The organism is Lysinibacillus sp. RS10 (genome assembly GCF_041956855.1).
Classification (GTDB): Bacteria; Bacillota; Bacilli; order Bacillales_A; family Planococcaceae; genus Lysinibacillus; species Lysinibacillus xylanilyticus_A.
This window is the reverse complement of the sequence record NZ_CP167122.1, coordinates 1123523-1139668: the sequence shown is the minus strand read 5'-3', so window position 1 is coordinate 1139668 and position 16146 is coordinate 1123523. Positions and strand designations below refer to the sequence as shown.

Annotated in this window: 12 protein-coding genes; 1 reads left to right on the top strand and 11 read right to left on the bottom strand. The window is 38.3% G+C overall.

What is annotated here, in order from left to right; genetic code table 11:
* Positions 1-5 precede the first annotated feature (5 nt).
* The 4 genes from ACB089_RS05845 to citZ all read right to left on the bottom strand — a co-directional run bounded on the left by ACB089_RS05845 (position 6) and on the right by citZ (position 5213).
* The gene (locus ACB089_RS05845; RefSeq protein WP_374965643.1) at positions 6-1010 is read right to left on the bottom strand and encodes a LacI family DNA-binding transcriptional regulator; all 1005 of its coding nucleotides are present in this window, start codon (positions 1008-1010) and stop codon (positions 6-8) included.
* A 535-nt stretch (positions 1011-1545) separates the two neighbouring features.
* Positions 1546-2484, bottom strand: coding sequence for a malate dehydrogenase (gene mdh, locus ACB089_RS05840; RefSeq protein WP_374965642.1), 939 nt, complete (start codon positions 2482-2484; stop codon positions 1546-1548).
* A 270-nt stretch (positions 2485-2754) separates the two neighbouring features.
* The gene (gene icd, locus ACB089_RS05835) at positions 2755-4017 is read right to left on the bottom strand and encodes an NADP-dependent isocitrate dehydrogenase (RefSeq protein WP_374965641.1); all 1263 of its coding nucleotides are present in this window, start codon (positions 4015-4017) and stop codon (positions 2755-2757) included.
* Positions 4018-4097: 80 nt separating this feature from the next.
* Positions 4098-5213: a citrate synthase gene (citZ, locus tag ACB089_RS05830; protein WP_374965640.1), complete on the bottom strand. Its 1116-nt coding sequence runs from the start codon at positions 5211-5213 to the stop codon at positions 4098-4100.
* Positions 5214-5466: 253 nt separating this feature from the next.
* Between citZ and ACB089_RS05825 the strand changes: the two genes are divergently transcribed.
* The gene (locus ACB089_RS05825) at positions 5467-6432 is read left to right on the top strand and encodes an AI-2E family transporter (protein ID WP_374965639.1); all 966 of its coding nucleotides are present in this window, start codon (positions 5467-5469) and stop codon (positions 6430-6432) included.
* On the opposite strand, the gene ACB089_RS05820 is transcribed toward ACB089_RS05825, so the two are convergent.
* From ACB089_RS05820 to dnaE, 7 genes are all read right to left on the bottom strand, one after another.
* Entirely contained in the window at positions 6416-6805 is a 390-nt protein-coding gene (locus ACB089_RS05820; protein WP_374965638.1) for an FxsA family protein, read from the bottom strand. The two genes, ACB089_RS05825 and ACB089_RS05820, sit on opposite strands and share 17 nt — an antisense overlap.
* A 332-nt stretch (positions 6806-7137) precedes the next feature.
* Positions 7138-8898: a pyruvate kinase gene (pyk, locus tag ACB089_RS05815; RefSeq protein ID WP_368635627.1), complete on the bottom strand. Its 1761-nt coding sequence runs from the start codon at positions 8896-8898 to the stop codon at positions 7138-7140.
* A 27-nt stretch (positions 8899-8925) separates the two neighbouring features.
* Positions 8926-9885 (bottom strand): 6-phosphofructokinase, encoded by a 960-nt coding sequence (gene pfkA, locus ACB089_RS05810; protein ID WP_368635626.1) that lies wholly within the window; start codon positions 9883-9885, stop codon positions 8926-8928.
* Between the two features lie 528 nt (positions 9886-10413).
* Positions 10414-11370 carry an acetyl-CoA carboxylase carboxyltransferase subunit alpha gene (locus ACB089_RS05805; protein ID WP_068983973.1) on the bottom strand — a complete coding sequence of 319 codons (957 nt, stop codon included), beginning with the start codon at positions 11368-11370 and terminating at the stop codon, positions 10414-10416.
* Positions 11363-12211 (bottom strand): acetyl-CoA carboxylase, carboxyltransferase subunit beta, encoded by an 849-nt coding sequence (accD, locus tag ACB089_RS05800; protein WP_374965637.1) that lies wholly within the window; start codon positions 12209-12211, stop codon positions 11363-11365. Before accD ends, ACB089_RS05805 begins: the two co-directional genes overlap by 8 nt.
* Before the next feature lie 21 nt (positions 12212-12232).
* Complete coding sequence (locus ACB089_RS05795) at positions 12233-12874, bottom strand: FadR/GntR family transcriptional regulator (RefSeq protein ID WP_068983975.1); 642 nt, start codon at positions 12872-12874, stop codon at positions 12233-12235.
* 127 nt (positions 12875-13001) lie between these two features.
* Entirely contained in the window at positions 13002-16091 is a 3090-nt protein-coding gene (gene dnaE, locus ACB089_RS05790) for a DNA polymerase III subunit alpha (protein ID WP_374965636.1), read from the bottom strand.
* Positions 16092-16146: the final 55 nt, after the last annotated feature.

Here is a 16146-nt window from a genome sequence, read left to right as displayed (position 1 = left end):
CCCAATTATAATTTTTGGCATGTTTGCCTTTTTAATAGGTTTGCCTCTATTAATGCTGGTTGTTCGGGCAATGATTCGTTTTTATCGAGTGCCTGAATAGTTTGTAATAATAGATTTGCTACTTGCTTCCCCATTTGCTTACGGGGCTGATCCATTGTCGTTAGCTGAATCCAATGTAAGGCTGAGATTTCGATATTATCGAATCCAATGACTGATATTTCTTCAGGAATACGAATATTATGTACGGTTAAATATTCAAGTGCGCCAATTCCTAACAAATCATTTGCTGCAAATACGGCAGTAACTTCCTGCTTTTTTAGCAACTGACGCATTCCTTCACGACCATCCTCAATCGTACGCCCACCTTCTTCGAACAAAGGATTTAGCCGATTTTTTGCTAGTGTATCCACATATCCTTGCTTTCGCATTTGTCCTGTGAAGGAGGTATCTGGCATACTTAAAAAGCCGATTTCTTTATGCCCTAGCTCAATCAAATATTGCACTGCTTCACAAGCAGCCTTGTAATGATCCACATCTATATAGGGAATATTTAGCTGTGGTACACCCCGCCTTCTTAAAAATACAACCGGAATTTTGAGTGTTTGTAGTAGTTCGATTAGCTGTTCATCGAAATGATCGGGTGTCAGAATTAAACCGTCAAATTGTCTCGATACGGCATTTTTTATAAATTCCTTCTCTTTCTCCGCATCACGAGCGGTACTTCCATATACAACTTGATACCCTGCTGGAAACAATACCTTTTCGATTTCTCTTGCAATATCCGCAAAGAAGGGATCGGTAATATCAGGAATCATGAGGCCAACTGTATAGCTCTTTTTGTGTATGAGGCCACGCGCAAATGCATTTGGCGTATAATTTAGCTCCTTCGCCTTCGCTAATACAAGCTCCTTCGTTTGAATATTAATGTCTGGGTGATTGTTCAACGCACGGGAAACAGTTGAAACGGATATTCCTAATGATTGCGCGATCGTTTTAATGCTTGGTGCCATAAAAAACTCTCCTTACTATCCTAAATATGCCCTGCCCTATTATCGGTAACGCTTCCGGTAACGTTCCCAATAACAAATCCTATTATAAAAGTAGTATGTATAGCATATATGTAGTAGCCGTTAAATTCGTGTAAATAAATGTAATGAAAATTAAAATTTATAATCTCCCTATTAATGACTTCTTCTTATATTAATAGCAATTATGACTAAAGAAATCATAATTAATTACTTTAGGGATAGGAAGTATTTTATATATCTGGGTTCAAGGTTCAATTAAAATTACAACTAAAAAAGGATTGATGATCCAATATATCTCCATAATCCCTAATTTTGTGTTAAAACTTATATTCTCCATTTCGCCCTATTTGTGTGTCCGTTTTCCTGTTGCCAGATACTATCCATCTCTATTTTCTGGTATCCCGTATTTTGTAAGAACATTTTATTTCGACGCACTATTCATCCTACATTTTGATGTCTCAATACTCGAAAAAAAAATCGAGTAGGAATGAATCCCACTCGATTTCATAAGCTTTTATTAAGCTAAAATTTCCATAACATTGCGAACTGCTTCTGCCGATTTATCTAAAGCTGCTTTTTCAGTGTCTGTCAATTCAAGCTCAAAGATTTTTTCTACACCATTTGCACCAAGCAATGTTGGAACACCTAGATATAAATCATTGTAGCCATATTCGCCTTCTAAGTATGCAATAGATGGTAGTATACGTTTTTGGTCTTTAATGATAGCTTCCGCCATTTCAATAAGTGCCGCTGAAGGAGCATAGTATGCAGAACCATTACCAAGGAGGTTAACGATTTCAGCACCACCGTTACGTGTACGATCAACAATCTCTGCAAGACGATCAGCTGGGATTAATGTTTCTAATGGAATACCACCAGCAAATGAGTAACGAGTAAGTGGCACCATTGTATCACCGTGACCACCTAAAACAAAACCTGTGATGTCTTTTACTGAAATATTAAGCTCTTCAGCAACAAACGCACAGAAACGAGCCGTATCAAGTACACCTGATTGACCTATTACACGATTTTTAGGGAAACCAGTCTCTTTGTATACAGTGTAAGTCATTGCATCTACTGGGTTCGTAAGTACGAGGATTGTTGCATTTGGTGAGTATTTCGCAACTTCCTTGGAAACAGTTTTCATCACATCTTGGTTAATTTGAACAAGATCATCACGGCTCATACCCGGTTTACGAGCAACGCCAGCAGTGATGATTACTACATCAGAATCAGCCGTATCCGCATAATTAGAAGTACCTTTAACATAAGAATCATAACCCTGCACCGGTGCAGCTTCCCACATATCTAAAGCTTTACCTTTTGCTGGGTTTTCAGCTTGAGGGATATCCACCAATACTACATCACCAAGTTCTTTTTGAGCTGCTAAAAATGCTGCAGTAGCGCCGGTAAAACCGCTACCAATTACTGAGATTTTTTTACGTTTCAGAGACATTCGAATACGCTCCTTTAAAATTAGGTTATTTAATCAATTATGCCTCGGCATAATTCCGTGACATCCGCCGGAGGCTTCTTTCAGCGGGTGTTTAAACACCCGCTGAAAAAAATTAAAAGAGGGAGGAGAATAAATTCTCCTCCCTCGATTAAACAAGTTCATCGTAAATAATTTATTAAGCTAAGGTCAATAGAAATTTACATTTCACCCTAATTATATCGGCAGAATATACTTCCGCTTTAACTATAATTTCTATTTTAGAATAGAAAATTATAGGTTTTTGATTAATTCATTCGCGAATTCTGAACATTTTACTTCTGTAGCGCCGTCCATTAAACGAGCGAAGTCATAAGTTACAACTTTAGAAGAAATTGTTTTCTCTACAGATTTAGTAATCATGTCAGCTGCTTCTTGCCATCCTAAGTGTTCAAGCATTAATACACCTGAAAGTAAAACTGAAGATGGGTTTACTTTATCTAAACCAGCATATTTTGGAGCTGTACCATGAGTAGCTTCGAAGATCGCGTGTCCAGTTACATAGTTAATGTTTGCGCCTGGAGCGATACCGATACCACCAACTTGAGCAGCTAATGCGTCAGAGATATAGTCACCGTTTAAGTTCATTGTAGCTACTACATCGAACTCAGTTGGACGAGTTAAGATTTGTTGTAAGAAGATATCAGCGATAGAATCTTTAACTAAGATTTTACCAGCTGCTAAAGCGTCAGACTGTGCTTTGTTTGCTGCTTCTTCACCTTGTTCAGCTTTAATAGCATCATATTGGTTCCAAGTGAATGTTTGATCAGCAAATTCTTTTTCAGCTAATTCATAACCCCATTTTTTGAATCCACCTTCAGTGAATTTCATGATGTTACCTTTGTGTACTAAAGTAACAGATGGGCGTTTATGTTTAATAGCGTATTCGATCGCAGAACGTACTAAACGCTCAGTACCTTCTTTAGATACAGGTTTTACACCGATACCAGAAGTTTCTGGGAAGCGGATTTGGTTAACACCAAATTCAGATTGTAGGAAGTTGATGATTTTTTGTGCTTGTTCAGAGCCAGATTCGAATTCAATACCAGCGTAGATGTCTTCTGTGTTTTCGCGGAAGATAACCATTTCAACGTCTTCTGGACGTTTAACTGGAGAAGGTACTCCATCAAAGTGACGTACTGGACGTAAGCATACATATAGGTCTAACTGTTGACGTAATGCTACGTTTAGAGAACGGATACCACCACCGATTGGAGTAGTAAGAGGACCTTTGATTGCGATTAAGTATTCGTTAATTTTGTCTAAAGTTTCTTGTGGTAACCATTCACCAGTTTGGTTGAATGCTTTTTCACCAGCTAAAACTTCTAACCATTCGATTTTCTTTTCAGCGTTGTAAGCTTTTTCTACTGCTGCGTCGATAACGCGAGATGCTGCAGCCCAAATATCTGGACCAATTCCATCACCTTCGATGAAAGGAATTACTGGATTGTTTGGTACATTAAGTACGCCATTTTCAACTACAATTTTGTTTGACATTGATGTTGCCTCCTAAATTCATAATCATAGGACTGTGTTATAAGTAACACAGTCCCAAATATTCTAGCATAGTTTCCAAATTAGCGCTCGCTGATTGGAACATATTTTTGCATGCCTGGTCCAACATACTCTGCACGTGGACGGATTAGGCGGTTGTTAGCATATTGCTCTAGAATATGAGCTACCCAACCAGAAGTACGTGATACTGCGAAAATTGGTGTGAATAGGTCATGATCAATACCTAAAGAATCATACACTGACGCAGAGAAGAAGTCTACGTTTGCAGGTAATTTCTTTTGTTCTACGATCATGTCATGGATTTTAACTGACATTTCATAAAGCTCTGGTTTACCAGTAAGCTCAGTTAATTTTTGTGACATTACACGTAAGTGTGGTGCACGTGGGTCGCCTTTGCGGTATACGCGGTGACCGAAGCCCATGATTTTTTCTTTGTTATCTAATTTATTTTGAATATAAGATTCAACGTTTTCAAGTGAGCCGATTTCAGTTAACATTTTCATAACTTGCTCATTTGCACCACCATGAAGTGGTCCTTTTAATGCGCCGATAGCTGAAGTTACACCAGAATAAACATCTGATAATGTAGCTACACATACACGTGCTGTGAATGTTGATGCATTTAATTCATGGTCAGCATGTAATACTAACGCTTTGTCGAATGCTTCAACTTCAATTGCCGCTGGTTCTTCACCTTTAAGCATGTATAAGAAGTTTGCTGCATATCCTAATTCTGGTTTTGGAGCAACTGGCTCTAAACCTTTACGAACACGTGCAAATGCAGTAACTACTGTAGCAATTTTAGCTTGTAAACGGATAGCTTTACGGTAGTTAGCTTCCGTATCCATAACATCTGCCTCTTCATCGAATACACCAAGTAAAGATACTGCAGTACGTAGTGCAGCCATTGGATGTACAGTTGAAAGTGGGTAAGTTTTGAATTGGTCTACAATTGCTTGCGGAATAGTCATGTTGTCTGCTAATTGTTGTTTTAATTCAGCTAGCTCGTCCGCTTTTGGTAAACGAGTATGCCATAATAAATAAATTACCTCTTCAAATGACGCGTTCACTGCTAAATCATCAATGTTGTAACCAACATATGTAAGTGTGTCATCGATAATTGAACTGATTTTAGATTCCGCTGCTACGATACCTTCTAAACCTTTAGTTGCTGACATAAAATATCGCTCCCTCATAGTTATATTTTTGGGTGTGTAAATGCTTTTTGTAGGTCACATTTACGTTTTTTGCTCATATGAACCATTAAGTAAATCGCTTACATTGCTATTATAATCATTTTTGACATCTTTGTGAATGAAAATCCTCCGAATAAAGAAAAAGGTGTTTTATCGATTATTTAAACGTTCCAAAGAGATTATTTTGTATTTTTTAACATTAATTCATCATTTGAAACGGGGTGAAATTGTAAAAATGAGGAATATTAAATATTTTTCATACGAAAGAACTACTAGTGTGTTGTTTTTTATTTTTTATTTGGTAATACTATGGTTCGTATTGCCTGTATCTCTTGCAATTTTCTTATCTTTTTCTACGTATCCTATCATAAAATTTCTTCACTCTTATTGTAGGCTTGCCTATTGGCTTGCAGCAATCATCGTAGAAGCACTCATACTAACTTGCATTTTTCTTCTCGCTATCATATCTATAAACAGCATTATTCTGATCTTCCCTGAAATCCGAGAAACACTACAAAATTTCCCACTTTTCAATGAATATGAATCAATGTTCATCCAAGTTTTAAAGGAAAAATCATTGTCTATTTTCGATTCAATCTTAGTGTATATTGCTAATATCTTTCAATTATTTATGAAGCATGTCATTGAAGTATTTATATTCCTTATCGCTTACTACTTTGCCCTATTAGAAACTCGCAAATCCCGTTATTGGTTCTTTCAATATGTGCCAAAAAAATTCCGCAATGAATGGCAGTCACATTTTTCGAAGATTATGCAACTATTTCATTACTTTTTGTTCGTGGAGTTTCAGCTATTCACAATCACACTGCTCATTCTTTGTGCGGGGTTTATGATTCTCCAATTTGAACAAGCCATTATTAAAGCTTTTATAGTAGCTTTCGCAGATATACTCCCTTTCTTCGGCATCGGAGTATTTCTAGTACCCATGAGCTTTTATTTTTACTTAAAGGGGAATACCTTTTTATGTGTGGCTATTTTAATTTTGTATCTATTTGTTCAATTAACAAGGCAGCTAGCTGAATCCATGCTTTGGTCAAATACACTGCAATTGCGAACATTCCACACCTTTTTCATCAGTGCCGCCTCTATCTTATTATTTGGTTTTTACGGCATTTTACTTAGCCCTATATTTTTATTTTTGGCGGTTAAACTAAAGGAAAATGCTATTTTTGAACGATGATGAATTGACCTTTTTTCATTTTTTTACGCATCCAATAATAAAAGATTGGTTGGAACATTTTACGAGTAAAAGGCATAAGCAGCAATAAACCAATAAGATCCGTTAAAAAACCTGGTAATGCTAGAAGTACACCACCGCTAAAATTTAACACTGTGTCAATCAAAGCTGGACCCGGAGCCTCTCCACGTGCTATCGTATTTTTTACCTTTTGTACAGAATTCATACCTTTATTTTTCACTACATAAATACCTATAATACTCGTAGCAACTATAAGTAATAAAGTATTTAAAACACCAATATTTTGACCAATCACTATTAATAACGCCAATTCGGCCAATACGTAGACAATGAAACCAAGAAAAATTTTTCTCATATTTTTCTCCTTTCTATCTAAAAAAGCTATACCTTTAATACGTTATTATAGCCAATTTAGTTCCCTTAAAAAACAACGAGCCCTAATAAGAGACGTCTAGGCTATACTTTCATTATAGTAAAATCCCCATTCCATGAAGGGGAAAAAACTATTTTTCACGCAAGAAACATCTATTATGGCGGATCTCACGGTTCGGAAAGGAGTTCTTTGTGTAAGCACAAAGCCGAATCCGGACACACTTACGCTGAGGCATAATTGATTCAAATGAAAATATCTTTTTTCATAAGAAAAGCTCTAGTACAATCATCCGTACTAGAGCTTTTTGTTATGGTTTAAAGAACACTTGCATGCCCTTTGTAAATAACTCCTGTTTCAGCATCCATCGTAATTTCTTGATCGTGGCGAATCAATGTAGTGGCTTCTTTTACACCGACGATAACAGGGATACCAAGGCTTAGTCCTACAACCGCTGCATGACTTGTAAGTCCACCCTCCTCTGTAATCAGACCAATACAGTTTTCAATCACTGGCATCATATCACGATCTGAACCAACCGTTACTAAAATGCATCCGTCTGTATCATATGCTAGTGCCTCAGCGGCATTTTTTGCAACAACTGTTTTACCTACAACTGAAGCTTTACCGATTCCTTGACCACGAGCTAGCAAATCTCCGATAATGTGTACCTTCATTAAGTTAGTAGTACCTGCTTCACCTACCGGTACACCTGCTGTAATGACAACTGCATCACCGTGCGTTACAAAGCCATGCTTCAAGCTTTCGTCAACAGCTAGCTCTAAAATTTCATCTGTTGTTGTAACACGTTGACAAACAACTGGGTATACACCCCAAACTAGTGTTAATGCGTTAGCTGTATTGATAGAGCCTGTTACAGCGACAATCGGTACACCTGGGCGATATTTAGCAATCATTTTAGCAGTGTTACCACTTTCTGTTGGTGCTAATACTGCTTTTACACCTAAGTTAATCGAAGTGTAAGCTACTGCCTGAGAAATTGCCTCAGTCATATTTGCCTCTTTTTCACGACTACGTGTAGAAACGATCGCCTTATAATCTAATGAATTTTCTGTGCGCTGTGCGATTTTATTCATTGTTTGTACGGACTCTACTGGATAAAGCCCCGCCGCAGTTTCACCAGACAGCATAATTGCATCTGTACCATCGATAATTGCGTTTGCTACGTCACTTGCCTCTGCTCGTGTCGGACGTGGATTACGCTGCATCGAATCTAACATTTGTGTAGCTGTAATTACTGGTTTACCTACTTGGTTACATTTTAAAATTAATTTCTTTTGTACAAGTGGTACTTCTTCTGCTGGGATTTCTACACCAAGGTCACCACGTGCCACCATTAATCCATCTGAAACTAAGATGATTTCATCGATATTATCGACACCCTCTTGGTTCTCGATTTTCGGGATGATTTGAATATGGCTACCACCATTTTGTTCAAGTAATTCTCGAATCTCTAGTACATCCTTTGCTCGACGAACAAATGAAGCTGCAATAAAATCTACACCTTGCTTAATACCGAATAGAATGTCCTGTGCATCTTTTTCTGTAATTCCCGGAAGTTGTACAGAAACGCCTGGCACGTTAACACCCTTTTTATTTTTTAAGACACCTGCATTTTCAACAATTGTATGGATAAGGCCTTTTTCCATATCTGTTGCTAATACACGTAATTGAATAAGTCCATCATCTAATAAAATAATTGAATTTTGCTCAACATCCTCGATTAAACGATCATATGTTACAGAGAAGCATTTTTCTGTCCCTTCAACTTCAGTCATTGAAATATCAATCACTTGCCCTGTAGCTAAATGTAATTCCCCGTTTTTCATATTATGCGTACGAATTTCTGGACCTTTTGTGTCGAGTAAAATACCAACTGGTTTACCTAATTTCTGTGCTACTTCGCGAATTAAACTAATACGTCCTTCATGCTCTTCATGAGAACCATGTGAAAAATTTAAGCGGGCAACATTCATACCTGCTTCAATTAGTTTCTCTAAAGTTTCTGGTGACTCACTTGCCGGACCAATTGTACATACGATTTTTGTTTTTCTCATTTTCTGCCCACTCCGTTTTATAACAAATTATATAGATAGTTCTTTCATTAAAGTATACAAGCTTACATCTGACTCATGATTTTTTTCAAAAGCTTCAGGCATATCATAGTCAATAACTTGATGGTTGCGGATACCTACCGCTCTTCCAGTTTTTCCTTCCATTAATAACTCAACTGCATGAGCACCGAACTGACTTGCCAGAACACGATCGCGTGCAGTAGGTGAACCGCCACGCTGGATATGTCCAAGAACAGAAACACGAATCTCTTTTCCTGTTTTGTCTTTTAACAGTTTTGCCAAATCACTACCTGACATAACACCTTCAGCGACAATAATAATGCTATGCTTTTTCCCACGCGCGGCACCACGATCTAAGCGTGCCACAATGTCATCCAAATTATAATCTTCTTCTGGAATTAAAACTGTTTCAGCACCAGCTGCAAGACCTGCCCATAATGCAATATCTCCTGCATCTCGCCCCATTACCTCAACTATAAAGGAATTTTCATGGGAAGTTGCTGTATCGCGAATTTTATCAATCGATTCCACAACTGTATTTAGTGCTGTATCGAATCCTATAGTATATTCGGTTCCTGGAACATCATTATCGATTGTTCCTGGAACGCCAACAGCAGGAAAACCTTTTTTCACTAAATCCATAGCACCACGGTAAGAACCATCGCCGCCAATAACAACTAGCCCTTCAATCCCAGCTTCACGCATATTGTCAATGCCTCGCTGTTGAACAGCGTCTTCTTTAAATTCAGGACATCTTGCTGAAAATAACTGTGTTCCACCACGTTGAATAATGCCACCTACTGAGCCTAAATCGAGATTTTCCATGTAACCTTTTATTAAGCCTTCATACCCATGCTTAATTCCGACAACATCAATTCCATGATAAGCTGCCTTACGAACGACTGCACGAACAGCTGCATTCATCCCTGGCGCATCTCCACCACTTGTTAATACGGCAATTTTTTTCATTGTCGACCTCCTGCAGTACTATTATTATTCACATTAACACGAAAAAACAAACTATGTAAGTGTTCTGAGGCTACAAAAACATAACTTTTACAAAAAAATAAAAAGAATGCGCTTTCACACACTCTTTTCAGCAAAAAACAGCCGAAATCTAACATTTTTTCAAGAAATCTAGCATTGTTTTTTGCGTGTTTTCTTCTTCCATCATTAGGATTTTTATCTAACTAAGATACAAATTAGGTTCATTACAATAACATAGGGATAGATTTCCTTTTTGTCTGTGTTTTAGTGGAAGAAACAAATGTTTCCTGTGCGAAAGCGAAGCGACAACATGATGTTGGTCTCGAAGGCATTATCACAAGAGGTGATATTTTTTAGCCTTCGTTCCTATACATCGCTTACGCCAAAGTCTCATTAGTGACCGCTGATCCTCAAGGATTCGCCCAATTTCTACTTCAATCACCTAAGCGGCAAAACCTTTTCTCCTTTGTTACCGACCACTATTGATGAAAAATCAAAAAATGTATGAATTTACGCTTCAGTATATTGTCCGATCTTTTTAAATTTCTCATAACGGTCTTCTATTAATTGTTCGCCATTTAAAGAATTTAATGCTTTTAGCGTGTCGCTTATACATTCTTTTAAATAAAGTGCTTGCTTCGCTACATTGCGATGTGCACCACCTGTAATCTCAGGGATAATTCCATCTATAACGCCAAGCTCTTTTAAGTCAGGTGCTGTTATACGCATAGCTTCTGCTGCTTGCTTCGCTAAGCTACCATCACGCCATAAAATCGACGCAGCCCCTTCTGGCGAAATAACCGAATACGTTGAGTTTTCTAACATAAAGACACGATTCGCTACACCTAATGCAAGTGCACCACCGCTTCCGCCTTCCCCAATAACTATGCTTATAACTGGTACTGTTAGACCCGCCATTTCGACTAGATTTCTGGCGATTGCTTCACTTTGACCGCGTTCCTCGGCAGCCTTACCCGGATAAGCACCTTTCGTATCAATAAAACAAATAATTGGGCGCTTAAATTTCTCAGCCTGCTTCATTAAGCGTAATGCCTTACGATATCCTTCAGGATGTGGCATACCAAAATTACGACGAATGTTTTCTTTAGTTGATTTTCCTCGTTGATGTCCAATAATTGTTACTGGCTGTCCTTCAAAGAGAGCAATTCCTCCAAGAATAGCCGCATCATCACCAAACGTACGGTCTCCATGTAACTCTATAAAGTTTTCGCACATAGCTTCTATATACTGTAATGTTGTTGGGCGTTCAGGATGTCTTGCAACCTGTACACGATCCCATGGCTTCATATTGGCATAAATAGATTCTTCTAACTGTATTAGGCGTGTTTCAAGCTTTTCGATTTCACCTGTCATATCTACTTCCGCTTCGGTAGCAATTTTTTTTAACTCATCGATCTTTTCACGTAATTGTACTACTGGTTCTTCAAAAGCTAAATTTTTAGACATGTTGCACGCCGCCTTTCGTATGCATTTTAACAAGCACTGCTACTTGGTCTCGTAAATCTTTTCGATGGAAGATTGCATCAAGCTGACCATGCTCTAGTAAAAATTCCGCCGTTTGGAAATCACTTGGTAATTTTTCTCTCACTGTTTCTTCAATTACACGACGGCCAGCAAAGCCAATCAATGCTTGTGGTTCTGCAATATTAATATCTCCAACAGAGGCGAAACTTGCAGAAACACCACCTGTTGTAGGATGCGTTAGTATTGAAATAAACAATAGTCCTTCATTGCTATGACGTTTTAATGCCACACTCGTTTTTGCCATTTGCATTAAAGATAGTACGCCTTCTTGCATGCGCGCTCCACCACTTGCAGTAAAGATAATAAACGGAACACGTAATTCAGTAGCTTTTTCAACAGCACGCGTGATTTTTTCTCCGACAACCGAGCCCATAGAACCCATGCGGAAATGAGAATCCATAATTGCTACTACAATTTCTTCTCCATCAAGTGTACCTAATCCTGTCAGAACAGCTTCGTTTAATCCCGTTTTTTGTTGATCAGCTGAAATTTTTTCAACATAAGCAGGGAAATTAAGCGGATTACAAGTTTGTAAATGGTCATCCATTGACACAAATGAACCTTCATCTAAGAAATATGTTACACGCTCCTGTGCAGTCATTTTGAAATGATGGCTGCATTTTGTACATACTTTATGATTTTTTTCTAATTCCTTCGTTAATTGAATATGACGGCATTCTGAACATTTTGTCATAAGTCCTTCAGGAAATCCCTTCTCTTGTCCGTCTTCTTTCTTTTTGCTAAATAAGCTGCGTATCGCCATGTTCGACTCCCCCTTTGTTGTCTAAATACTTTGTACATTCTTCATCCACTGCTCGTAGGCCTTTAATGCTTCTCTTTCATAGCCAAGCTGCATCGATTTCAACATTGTTTGAATTTGTAACTTTTCATCTTCAGTTGAGTTTCGATTTAAACGGTCGCCATCATAAGCTGCTAATTGAAACCAGATTTTCAATGAAAGACGATTTCCTGACGTAATTAATATTTCTCGTAAAACATCCAGACAATTAATCGTTCCTTCTATCTCTAGCTTTACAAAAAAACTGTCCCACACAGGTAGTGTTTGCAGAGTCTCTGTACAACTTATTACGCGAATTGCTTCCTTTTCATGAATTTGTCGCGTTAATTCGACATCCTTTTTCGATTTTTCATCTTCTAATATAAACATCGACAGTATTTCTACAAGCTGATGTTTATGTGTTGAAGCTAGAAAAGTACCTCCACCATGTCTCGTTTCAATAAGACCTAATAACTCTAAGCTACGCAACGCCTCTCTCACAGAGGATCGCCCGACGCCTAAACGCTCAGAAAGGACTCGTTCGGAAGGTAATTTTTCACCAGCCTGAATTTTTTCCATTTTAATAAGTTGACGTAATTGTTGGACGATTTCTAAAAACACTTTCTTTTGTTCAGTTTTTTTATCCATACGATCAACTCCTCTTATAAAAAAAGTGGTCTGACCACTTTTTGACGTTGATTCTAGCTTACAAAATAATTATTAAAAAGTAAAGAAAAAACTGCATAAAAAATCTATGCAGCTTCTAAAATATTCTTTAATTCCCTAGTTTTTTCGTCGCTTGCGCATGTTTTACTTTAATCTGCGACTTACCAAAACGTCTTTCTAACGTTCCTTCAAGATAAATCAATTCATCCTCAAGCAGAAACTCTTGAACAAGCTGAAATACTTGAGGGAATAAAGTAACAGATACCGTTCCAAATTCATCCTGAAGCTGAACAAAAGCCATTTGCTCACCTTTTTTAGTCCGAATTTTTTTCACTTCTTCTATCATGCCAATCATTTTAACATACGTTCCCTCTCGTTCACGCTTTATCTCTCGGCACGTCATATTTACTTCATTCCAAAAAGTTCTTTCCTCAGTGACTGGATGTGCTGATATATAAAAGCCAAGACTTTCCTTCTCATGCAGTAATTTTTCCTTTTGGGGCATCGCTTCCGCTTCCATATACTTTGGCTTACCAAAGCTAAAGGCAGTAGCCGATGCAATATCAATATCCTCAGTTGGTCTAAGCAACTCAGCATGCTTCTGGGCAGCCTCCACTGTTGCTAACAGTACCGCACGATCTTTCATTAAATAATCGAGAGCCCCAGCGAAAATTAAAAACTCCATGATTTTTGGTTTAAAATGCTGTGCACTCAAGGCAACTGCCAAGTCAAATAAATTATCAAATGCTTCTGCATTCGTTTGGCGTAATGCACTAACTGTCTCTATAAATGTATAAGGTACACCCTTTATTCCAGAAAGGCTATAGCGAACTCCATCCTTTTCTACAGTAAAAAATTTCGTACTCCGTTTGAGCGAAGGTGGGTAAAACGGAATCCCTTTCTCTTTTGCCTCACTCACAAACTGCTGAATTTTTTCCACATTTCCTGTTGCATTTGATAATAGTGCCGCATAAAAACTTAGTGGGAAGTGTGCCTTTAAATATGCCATTTGATAGGAAATAACACTATATGCGACAGCATGACTTTTAGGGAAACCATAGTCTGCAAAGCGTACAATTAGTGCATACACTTCTTCAGCCACTTGAATGTCAAAGCCTTGCTTTATTGCTCCATTAACAAATGCCGCACGTTGCTCTTCTAATACTTGACGATTTTTCTTGCTTACCGCTCGACGCAATAAATCCGCTTGTCCCATCGTAAAGCCCGCCATCACCGAAGCAATTTGCATGATCTGCTCTTGATAAACTATGACACCAAATGTCTCCCGTAAAATAGGCTCTAAAGCTGGATGTAGCATATTTGTAGGCTCCTTACCCGCTTTCCGTCTTGCATAGATAGGAATAAAATCCATTGGGCCAGGGCGATACAACGCATTGACTGCCACTATATCTAAAAAATGGGTTGGATGTATATCACGTAAAGCTTGCTTCATACCTTCAGATTCTAATTGAAAAATACCTAATGTATCTCCCTTTTGTAGAAGCTGAAATGTCTTTTCATCTTGCATTGGAATAAGCTCAAACTCTATCCACGGGCCACCTGCTTTATAAATTGACCAACGTACCTGCTCTAATATTGTCAGATTGCGCAAACCTAAAAAATCCATTTTAACAAGGCCACAAGCTTCTACATCTCCCATCGGCCATTGCGTACAATATATTCCGTCATGCCCCTCTTCAATCGGTATTGTATTGACTAGTGGTGATGGTGCCAGCACAATCCCAGCTGCATGGGTAGAAGAATTCCTTGGCAATCCTTCTAATTTTAACGCCACCTCTAACCAGCGACGATACTTCTCATCCTCTGCTAGCCAACCCTGCAAGCTTTGTGATTCGTCCACCGCTCTTTGCAATGTTATCCCAGGTTTATTTGGAATCATTTTTGATATTTTTTCCAATATTTCAGCGTCAAAACCAAAAACACGAGCAACATCTCTAGCAACAGCCTTCGCAGATAAAGTGCCAAACGTAATAATTTGCGCCACATTTGCCTTTCCATATTTTTGAGCAACATAGTGGATGACTTTTTGTCTTTTACTGTCGACAAAATCAATATCTATATCTGGCAGCGTGACACGTTCAGGGTTTAAAAAGCGTTCAAATAATAAGCCGTAAACTAGTGGATCTACTTGTGTAATGGATAAACTATATGCTACAAGGGAACTTGCTGATGAACCACGACCTGGACCAGTTAAAATACGGTTTTCTTTAGCAAAATGCATAAAATCTGCAACAATTAAAAAATAATCAGCAAAGCCCATTGAACAAATAATTTCAAGCTCGTATTGAAGTCGCTCCCGATAAACATGCGGGATTTCAGTTTGTTTGAAACGCTCTGCTAATCCTGCAAATACTTCTTTAGCAAGCAAACTTTCGGCTGTTTCACCTGTTGGTACAGGGAATTTAGGCATTTGTACGTGCATTTCAGGGATTTCCGCAGTACAGCTAGCTAGCATCGTTGCACTAGCTTCAAGCCATTCTGGATGATCCGCAAACCAACTTCGCCATTCTTCCTCTGTTGGAGCGAAATAACTTTGTAAATTGACGGATAACCTTGTACCTGTGAGCTTTTCACCTGTATCAATTGCTCTTGCAACCTCGAAGGCAAAATGATCTTCTGGACGTAAAAAATAACAGCTCTGTGAGGCAACTATCGCTATGTTCATCGTTTCACACAATGCTACATACGTTTCTTCTTTTTCCGCTATCACTCCTGCCGGCCTTGCTATCCCCATAAATAAATGCTTACCGAATACCCTGTTTAAAGCACTTACTACTTCAGTCCAATCCTCAACTTCCGCTAAATCATCCGAAGAAAGTAGTGCAACACAGCCTGCTGCATACCCTTCTAGCCATTTCCAAGGAAGTGCATCATCCTCCCGAATCGACACTGCACTACTAATCTTTAAAAGATGTTGATAGCCTTCTTGTGTTTGAGCATACAGCACAAGTGGTACCTTTCTCTCGTGCCACTGTACATTTATCGAAAGCCCTAATACCGCATGAATATTTGCTTGTCTCAATGCTTTACTAAAAGGCAAAAGCCCGTACAATTTTGAGTTGACGATTGCACAGGCCTGCGTATTTTGCTCTTGTAAAAAAGGGATCAATTGTTCAAGCCGAATCGTGCTTTTCAATAAATCCGCGCTCGTATGCATTTTTGTGTATACATGTGTCAAATGAATCCCTTCCTTTCTAGGTTTCAAAGAATTATTAAGTAAAACAATCGTCTCT